Source organism: Argonema antarcticum A004/B2 (assembly GCF_023333585.1).
Classification (GTDB): domain Bacteria; phylum Cyanobacteriota; class Cyanobacteriia; order Cyanobacteriales; family Aerosakkonemataceae; genus Argonema; species Argonema antarcticum.
The window spans coordinates 1-8,807 of sequence record NZ_JAIQZN010000164.1; the positions used below are offsets into that span (position 1 = coordinate 1).

General features: G+C 43.4%; 11 protein-coding genes. 9 read left to right on the top strand and 2 right to left on the bottom strand.

The window, feature by feature from the left end; translation table 11 throughout:
- The first annotated feature begins 1,096 nt into the window (after positions 1-1,096).
- The 9 genes from LAY57_RS33965 to LAY57_RS34005 all read left to right on the top strand — a co-directional run bounded on the left by LAY57_RS33965 (position 1,097) and on the right by LAY57_RS34005 (position 6,775).
- On the top strand, positions 1,097-1,444 hold the full coding sequence (locus tag LAY57_RS33965; protein WP_249071615.1) for a hypothetical protein: 348 nt from the start codon (positions 1,097-1,099) through the stop codon (positions 1,442-1,444).
- A 241-nt stretch (positions 1,445-1,685) separates the two neighbouring features.
- Positions 1,686-2,126, top strand: coding sequence for a YtxH domain-containing protein (locus tag LAY57_RS33970; RefSeq protein WP_249071618.1), 441 nt, complete (start codon positions 1,686-1,688; stop codon positions 2,124-2,126).
- Positions 2,127-2,149: 23 nt separating this feature from the next.
- Positions 2,150-2,710, top strand: coding sequence for a DUF948 domain-containing protein (locus tag LAY57_RS33975; RefSeq protein WP_249071620.1), 561 nt, complete (start codon positions 2,150-2,152; stop codon positions 2,708-2,710).
- A gap of 493 nt (positions 2,711-3,203) precedes the next feature.
- Positions 3,204-4,013, top strand: a complete 810-nt coding sequence (locus LAY57_RS33980; RefSeq protein ID WP_249071622.1) for a TPM domain-containing protein — start codon at positions 3,204-3,206, stop codon at positions 4,011-4,013.
- 177 nt (positions 4,014-4,190) lie between these two features.
- Positions 4,191-4,820: a precorrin-8X methylmutase gene (locus tag LAY57_RS33985; protein ID WP_249071625.1), complete on the top strand. Its 630-nt coding sequence runs from the start codon at positions 4,191-4,193 to the stop codon at positions 4,818-4,820.
- A gap of 129 nt (positions 4,821-4,949) precedes the next feature.
- Entirely contained in the window at positions 4,950-5,330 is a 381-nt protein-coding gene (locus LAY57_RS33990; RefSeq protein ID WP_249071628.1) for a hypothetical protein, read from the top strand.
- Positions 5,331-5,364: 34 nt separating this feature from the next.
- Positions 5,365-5,841, top strand: a complete 477-nt coding sequence (locus LAY57_RS33995) for a PIN domain-containing protein (RefSeq protein ID WP_249071630.1) — start codon at positions 5,365-5,367, stop codon at positions 5,839-5,841.
- On the top strand, positions 5,834-6,061 hold the full coding sequence (locus LAY57_RS34000) for a hypothetical protein (RefSeq protein WP_249071632.1): 228 nt from the start codon (positions 5,834-5,836) through the stop codon (positions 6,059-6,061). The genes LAY57_RS33995 and LAY57_RS34000 overlap by 8 nt, the downstream gene beginning before the upstream one ends.
- Positions 6,062-6,136: 75 nt before the next feature.
- Positions 6,137-6,775 carry a Uma2 family endonuclease gene (locus LAY57_RS34005; protein WP_249071634.1) on the top strand — a complete coding sequence of 213 codons (639 nt, stop codon included), beginning with the start codon at positions 6,137-6,139 and terminating at the stop codon, positions 6,773-6,775.
- A gap of 1 nt (position 6,776) precedes the next feature.
- Here LAY57_RS34005 and LAY57_RS34010 read toward each other — a convergent pair whose 3' ends face one another.
- Positions 6,777-7,859 (bottom strand): WD40 repeat domain-containing protein, encoded by a 1,083-nt coding sequence (locus LAY57_RS34010; RefSeq protein WP_249071636.1) that lies wholly within the window; start codon positions 7,857-7,859, stop codon positions 6,777-6,779.
- A gap of 139 nt (positions 7,860-7,998) precedes the next feature.
- Positions 7,999-8,807, bottom strand: an 809-nt coding sequence (locus tag LAY57_RS34015) for an ISL3 family transposase (protein ID WP_249071638.1), incomplete at its 5' end; no start/stop codon positions are given.

The following is an 8,807-nucleotide window of genomic DNA, read 5'->3' on the forward strand; positions in this document are numbered from 1 at the left end:
CTAGATGAAAGTCCATTGTTCTTTACCGGTATAATGTAGCGATCGCTACATTATACCCCATTATGCCGCAAGACCCAAAAAGCTTAATTTCCCAGGAACTTTAACTTCTGGATTACTAGGAAGCCACCAATTCCCAAAGCTCACGAATTCTTCAAACATACCATTCAATATTTTTTCTAGTGTTTTTGTTCACTCATATTATGAGTTTTTACGGCGATGCACATTTATTAAGCATCTTCAAATGTATCTTAACTCAATACCCCGGACAGTTTTTGAGTAAAAGCCTAGAACCCTTATTCTACCGTTAGCGATCGAGGGTAGACGAAAGCCTGAAACCCTTATTCTACCGTTAGCGATCGCAAACTGTCCGAAGTGTTGTTAACTAATAAGTCTATATTTAAAGCCCGAAATTCAGCAGGTTAACTTTAAGTAGCGGCTCCACCTAGTACTGAGCGGCATAACTATTTATTATACTGACATTTTCCGTCTTGTCAACCCCTACAGAACAAAAAGCCGAAACTTTCGGGATAATCACCCCATGGAGGATGATAGCTAGAAACATTCCGTATATTCTCCAATGACAACCAGAAACTTTCGGATAACATACCAGATAGTCATACTATCAAGAAACATTCTGGATCTCATCTTATGGAACAACTTCCCAAAAAACTCCTTGAACAAGTAAGTGATGTCATTCGTCTGAAGCATTACTCTTACAGCACAAACTGGGTATTGTCTGTGATTCGAGTACTGCGTTTACGTTGAAAAATGGCAATAAGCGATTTTTTAAGATGCAGCGATTGACGCAGAAGTTGGAGGAGCAGTTGGCGGAAAGCGCTAGATTAGAAAGAGCAATTCGAGAAAATCTGAGGAGGTTGCGGTTATAAGTCTGTTATTACAGAAGATATTGCCAGAAATCGAACAATTGACGTTTACATAATTAGCCCGGAACTTGGAATTTATTTTTTCAGATTCGGATGATGGTTAAGGCCAACACTAAGGAGAATTAGTGGAAACACCGCTACAACTATAGGTATCATAAGTCCAGCAGCCGACTCACACTCAAACTACATGAGTTTGTTGCCAAAAGGAAAAAATGGTAACAGTCGTTGTAGTCCTCAACACATTCATCGCTTTAATCAACTTTTACATTGCTTGGCGCATTTGGAAACTCCGGCGGGTGATAGCAGGTGCAGCAAAAGCCATACTTGCAGCGGAACGCAATACCTATAACATCCTGCATGGGGCACCTAATGCAATTTCCAAAGGTCAGACGGGTGTATCGGCGGTGCGATCGCAGTATCAGCAGCTGGAACTTCAGATCCAACGGGTGCAGCAAATTGTGGCATTACTCAGTCTGGTAGGTAAAGTCTGGCAAGGGCGGAGTAAACTGGCAAGGCAGCCTAAATACCCGAAAAAAGTGTCGAAATTGTCTGTAAAGTAACGACATAAATAGGACTAGCGATTGCGATCGCCAGATTTTTTTTCGCTCTGGCGATCGTATACCGTACCTCAGATCAGCTGCTGTGCATCTAATTTTACAGTCAACTTTGATAAGATTCTTGTGGGATGGGCATCTTGCCCGTCCAGAGTAAAATTTAAGTGCGCGACAGCTTATCTCCCAAAGAGCGTATTATTAGCTAATTTAGAAACCCTAAAATGGGTTTAAGGATAGAGAGTCGAAAATGTCTGATAACCGTTCTGGAGCCTTTATTGGCGGTATGCTGCTCGGAGCTGCGATCGGCACAATCACCGGCTTACTAATAGCACCGCGCACCGGCAGAGAAACGCGACTTCTGCTCAAAAAATCTGCCGACGCCCTACCGGAGTTGGCAGAAGACCTTTCTACCACCGTACAGCTGCAAGCCGATCGCCTCGGAGAGACAGCACTGCGTAACTGGGATGGCACCCTGGTGCGACTCAAAGAAGCCATATCAGCTGGTTTAGAGGCTGGAGCCAGAGAAAACCAAGGATTTGAACGGACAGAAGCCGCAGCATCTTCCGATCGAAGTCCATCTCCAGATTCACTAGAAGAGCTATACTCTAATACTTCCTATGCTTCAGGGACTAAGGTGGCCAACCAAGACATTACATCCACACAAACCCTGAGAGAACCAGAAAAATAACCCTTGCTTTAAGCTCAACTCCTGTGATCAACCCCCTATTTTGGTTAGGATTTTCCATCTTGCTAGTTGCCGTCAGTCTCGCGGCTGTTTTGGTGGCGCTCATACCAGCATTGCAGGAGATAGCTCGTGCTGCTCGCAGCGTGGAAAAATTAGCTGAAACCCTATCTCGCGAATTGCCCCCCACCTTGTCAGCTATTCGCCTGACTGGGATGGAAATTAGCGACTTAACTGATGATGTCAGCGATGGAGTTAAAAGCGCCGGTCAAACTGTTAAACAAGTTGAGCAAAGCGTTGTCTCAGCAAAGACGCAGGCAAAAAAAGTGCAAGCTACTACCCGCAGCGTCTTGACAGGCGTCAAAACCGCTTGGAAAACTTTCACGCGCAGTCCTAGCCCCTCAACCGGGCGGCGGTCAAATCCAGCACCTCTCCCCGCCTCTCAAAGAAATAGCTTGGATTTTTACGAGCAATCCCCAACATCGTCCCATCGCGCTTCTGACACTAATCGCGAACTTCCTACCCACCGAAATGGCGACGCTTCTCGTTTAGATTCAGAAGTTTATTGGCCTCCCGATGAAACTGAGTGAGATCGAGTCCTGACGCATCGGTAGTGTATGGTTAATGTTTATTATTCATTGTTCATGAGAAGTTTATAGAAGACTGGTAATTATAACATATAGTGACAAGATTGAACACCTCCGACGCGCAATTCATCCTAGACGTTGATGAACAGCCGTCAGGCGCGACTAGACGAAATCTCGATCGGCTACGCGGTCTAAAACTCTGACCCTGCTAAGCTACGGCTTAGTTTGTGTAGCTCCACCCGACCAGGTGAAGGTTATAGCTAGGGACTAGGGGCTAGGGGCTAGGGGCTAGGGAAGAGGGAAGACGGAAAAGCTTACTCCGTAAAGGATTATGGACTTCATGTAACAGTTGGAGTTGGCTTAATCGCCCTGGCGGTTGCTATATTTTTGTAATCTTTTTTGTGAACAAGTGTAAAGAAATATGAGTTTTCCATTATCCTTTGATTAAGAAAGACATATTTTACTGTCCACACTTGAGATTTTGGTAAAAAAGCCAATGCAGCAACATATTTTTGTAAAACGACTTTTAGCATCCATTGCAGCCTTTTTCCTGGCGGCGACTCTTTGGGCTCAAGCGCCCGCAGCCCTAGCATACGACAACCCAGAGTTACTGCCTGAGATCCAGACCCCAATCATCGACCTAGCGAAATCCCTGACCGATATTCAGGAAGAAGCGCTGGCTGAAGATTTAGAAAAATTCGAGGCGCAAACCGGCTGGAAGCTGAGAGTTTTGACCCAATACGATCGCACGCCCGGTCGAGCCGTCAAAAACTATTGGGGACTAGATGACAAAAGCGTCCTACTTATTGCCGATTCGCGGGGCGGCAACATCCTAAATTTCAGTGTCGGGGACGCTCTGTATGAGTTTTTACCTCGTACCTTCTGGATTGAGTTGCAAACGCGGTTCGGCAATATGTTCTTTGTGCGCGAAGAAGGCGAAGACCAATCAATTATTCAATCTTTAGAATCCATCAAAACCTGTTTGTTAAAAGGCGGTTGCAATGTAGTGCCGGGACTGCCGCAAGAACAGTGGATTCTTACCTTAGTTAGCTCGATTGTCGGTGGGGTAATTGCTGGATTTGCCGCTCAACCGCGCAAACCAGGACAAATTGTGGCTTGGCAATGGGCTTTAATTTTCTCGCCCTTATGGGGAATACTGTTTATTTCCTTCGGCATTGGCCCAGTCGTCACTCGAACTTCCGAGTGGTTGCCTTTATTTCGGAATGTGGCAGGCTTCATGATTGGTGCCTTGGTTGCCTACCTCTCGCCAATGTTAGCCTCTACTTCCTCTAGTTCCAGCCGCTAACTACCAAATATCGCCGGTGGAAGCTTGTTAGTTCGAGTATCGCTCATGGCAAAAATGCCATTTTTTTCTGCTAGAGAGTGATAATCCTTCGATGAAGGGTATCGTATGGGTAGGAATGGATAGGGTGGTCAGGACTGGCCATGTCGATGCCCGAACAATAGCTGCCGGAGAAAAGTCATGGAATGGCACGTCACAGATGCCCAAAGTTTGGCAATAATCGATCGCGAAATCGGCGATCATGTTTTTTCACCAGCGGAATACGAGATTGTCCGTCGAGTAATTTACGCAACAGCCGATTTTGAATACAAATCCTTAATTCGTTTTTCAGAACGAGCCTTGCAAGCAGGAGCCGCAGCGTTAGCGGCTCGCACCACCATTGTCGTCGATGTGCCAATGGTGCAAGTTGGCATCACACCGAGTATCCAAACCACCTTTGCCAACCCCGTATACTGTAGTATGGACGCCCTGACACGACCCCAAAGGGAAAAAACTCGTGCTGCGTGGGGAATTGAAACTTTAGCCAGACGCTACCCAGAGGGGATATTTGTGGTGGGCCATGCCCAGACGGCTCTCACTGTACTGGTAGAATTAATTGAGGCAGAAGAAATTAGACCCGCTCTCGTGATTGGCACCCCTGCTGGTTTTGTCGATGCGGATGTTGCCAAAGAGCGACTGCAAGAGTCGCTGATTCCCCACATTCGCACAGAAGGTCGCAAGGGTAGTGCAGTGGTAGCGGCTGCAATTGTCAACGGACTGGTGGATTTGGCGTGGCAAGCTTACGGGCAAGAGGGGGCGGTAGGGGTTTAGAAAAGGTTAGAATCGAGAAAGAATTATCTAAAAATAAGCCTTAGTAAAAATCGGGGGTCTGGGTGAGCCAGTTATCCAGAGAGGAGATTTTTCGAGAGATTGATCAAATCGTCCAAAATTTCGGCATTTATGACTGAAATTTATGAAGCTTTGTCAAAAATTAAAAGCAGACCGGGAATGTATATTGGTAAGCCTTACATTAGTATTTTGCGGCATTTTTTAGTCGGCTATCAATTTGCTCGTAGCGAATTAGGAATTGAATTAACTGAAGAAGAAGCGGATTTTTACGAACATTTCCATGATTGGGTACAGCGACGGTTTAACGTGCGGACTAATAATTCTTGGGCTAATATTATTTTGCTATTTACTCGCGATGAAAAGGATGCTTTCGAGCAATTTTTTAAGTTGTTAGATGAGTTTAAGCAGCGAGATAAGAGTTTGGATGGGAATGGGGAGAAAGCGGGGAAAAGTTATATGGTGGTTAATGGTAAAAGATCAAAAGGGGCATGATGCAAGAACTCCTCACCAGCAAGACAAGACTGATATGAGTCAGAACTACAGAATTTATCTTGATGCCTGCTGCCTTAATCGTCCTTTCGACGATCAAACCCAGCCTCGTATTGCATTAGAAACCCAAGCAATTCTTACCATCTTAAGACAATGCCAGTCAGGACAATGGAAACTCATCACCAGCACGGCGTTAGATGTAGAACTAGACCAAACCCCTGATTTAGAGCGGCTTAAGAACGTGAAAGCAATTCTGATGAGCGCTAAAATCAAAGTTATCAGTAGCCAATTTATCGAGGAGCGATCGGTAGAACTTCAAAAACTCGGATTTTCTGGCTACGATGCAACTCATATCGCTAGTGCTGAACGAAGCCGCGCCGATATATTTTTATCTACCGATGACAGGCTACTCAGAAAAGCTCAAAGAAATATGCAAGCCATCAATGTAGCCGTTGACAATCCAGTGCAATGGCTGATGAAATCCACACAAGTTGAGGACGATGATAATGACTAAAACCCAACAGGAAATTGTTCGACAAGGGTATCAAGCATTAGTCGATGCTTTAGGTGTTGTTGATACAATTCTGTTTATTCAGCACTTCAGCCCTGGTCAAGGAAACTATACCCAGGAACGCCATCAAAGGCTAGAGCTAACTTCCTTACAAGATATTCTGACATTAATGAGGCAGCGTCGAGAAGACGATCCAGATCGGTACGATGAAATTATTGAATAGCGATCGAGTTTCTGCTAAAATTAATTGAAACATTTATAATGATAAAATAATATACCTCACTGCCGGGAATTGACTATGGTTGTCGCGGTACAATTCCAGACCTATACCGTAGAAGAGTTTCTTAACCTAGACCTACCTGAAGGACAGGAATACGAACTTATCGACGGAAGGATCTCTCCTATGGCTGAACCTTCAGGGGAACACGAAAATTTGCGTTCCGAACTGATGGTAGAATTGCGAATGGAAAGCAGACGCCGCCAACTCGGACTGCTGGTGCATCCAAAACCCGTACTACAATTAGGGCTAAAAGATACTCGTAAACCTGACTTGATTGCAATTAATCGCGATGCTTGGAATCGCCAGACTCAATCAGAAGCGGTATTGAAAGAAGCACCTTCGATTGTAATTGAAATTGTTAGTAAGAATTGGGAAGAGGACTATCGGCATAAACCGCTGTGGTATGCTGCTTTTGGGGTAAGTGAGTTGTGGATTGTTGACCCGTTGTTTACTGTTGAGCGTTATCCTAACCGCAAGAATCCGAAAATTGAAGAACCTACGATTTCGATCGGACAGTTGGTGAATTCGCGTAGTATTTTAGTGGAAAGAGAATATGAGTTTCAGAGTTTTATAGGGAAACAGAGGATTGAGTCGCGGTTTTTCGCAGATTTAGAGATTACTGTTGAGGAGATTATTCGTTATGGGAAGGGGATTTGAACTAGGAACATATATTTGTTTCTTTGGGATGAGTATTCCGATAATCTTCTAGCCATTTACAACCCCGATCGCTCAGTTCTTTTAATCCTTGAATCTGCCAAAACTGCACTATTCCAGTATCGAATGCCGCCGCCATAGAGTTTCCATCTGGCGTGAAGCTAATAGCAGTAATATTCCCGCTATCTTTACTTTCAAATTCATTAAATTGTCGCCCCCTCATATCCCATAGCTTTACCTTATTGTCATTTCCTACAGTGGCAATAATCTCATTATTCTGTTGTTCGCTCATTTTCAAAATCTTGACACCATCAATTTTGGCGATTTCTTTTAGGATTTGCTCTCGCGAAAACTCCCAAACTCCTGCTTGACCATTTGTTCCTAAAGCAGCAATGCGTTTTCCATCACGGCTGAAAATTAAAGTTTTGATACTACCCCAATCAGTGTTTGCTAAAACTTTTTTGAAGTTTCCTAGCGAGTCCCAGAGTTTTACACTACCCTCAGTCGTCCCTGTGACAATTAATTTACTATCAGAGCTAAAAGCGATGCTTGCAACACTATCTTTATCATTCAATTCAGCTATCGGGCTTATTCCTTCTTTTGAGATCCCCAAAATTCGCGCATCACCGTTTTCTGCTACCGTAGCAATATGTTGCTTGTCTTTGTCTGGGCTAAAATTTACAATTCCAACTCCATCCTGATGCGCCTTAAATTGTGGTAATTGCATACCTCCCGATGACAAATTCCAAAGTTTAACATATCCGTCTTTACCCCCAGTGGCAATTAGCTTTCCATCAGGGCTAAAACTGATACTCAAGACTTCCTTTTTATCGGTATTAAACTCACCCTGGTTATTTTTAGAAAGATCCCAAATTTTACCTACATTATTTATGTCAACAGTTGCAATGCGTGTTTGGTCGGGACTAAGAGTTATAAGTTTTACTTTGCCCAGATTGTTTGGCCAACTCATCTTTACCTTATCTGAAAAATTCCAAAGTTTTGCGACGCCGTTTTTTTCTACAGTAACAAGGCGTAGTAGATGGTTATTTTTGGCAGAACCGGACTGTGCATACAACCCTATCTCCATATTTTCGATCTGCGTTTGAGCGGTTGGGATCGGACTCCTTTGCTTTGGTGACAAGTTCCAAAGTCTTGCTGTTTTATCTTCTCCTGCTGTAACAATCTTATTGGCTCTTCCGTACTAAGGTTGATAAGTTTTATTAATGTCAAGAGAAGGAAGCTAGTAATCGAGAACGCAAATTATCAAAATTAGTCATGCCATAACCCAATCGCATAATTAACTTAATTTTATTATTAATACCCTCCATCACACCGCTAGTGGTGCGACTAATAAAGTAATTACAAATTTCTGGTAAATGTGAGCAAATTGTGCGAGCCACTTTCGGATAAAAAACTTGAGCATGAACTAACCATTTGGACATTCTTAACAAGCCCGCATCTAGAGATTCACTTGTTTCATAAATCTCCCTAAATTCTGATTTCATTTGATATGCAATTGTCAAGCAAGGTGACTGATTTAAAATTTTTGCCAGGGACAATTGCTCTGATTCGGTTAAATCTTGATAATTTTTCAGGAGTAAGTATCTACTTCCCTTAGTTGTTACTTTGGCTAATCGCCGAATTTTATTTAAACACCTATTAACTAGCTGCATCACATGAAATCTATCAATAACTACTACAGCATTAGGAAATACTTCCGTAACTACTTTCCGAAACCCAGCCCACATATCTACGCTAACTTCTTTGACTTGCTCTCTCACCTCAATTGGTTGCTGCTTAAGGGTTTCAATGATATCTTTCTGTTTGTGACTATCAATTACTTCGATTAGCGCTCCTCGGTCAATATCACTAACTACAGTTATAAAATTTTTATGACCTTTGCGTTTACTAACTTCATCTATACTCACCCGTTCAACTGGCGACCATTCTTTTTTTTGCAATTGATTACTCACTGATTTAAATATGCTCTCCACTGACTCGGTACTTAACTGTTCTGTTTGACCAACCTGTGAGC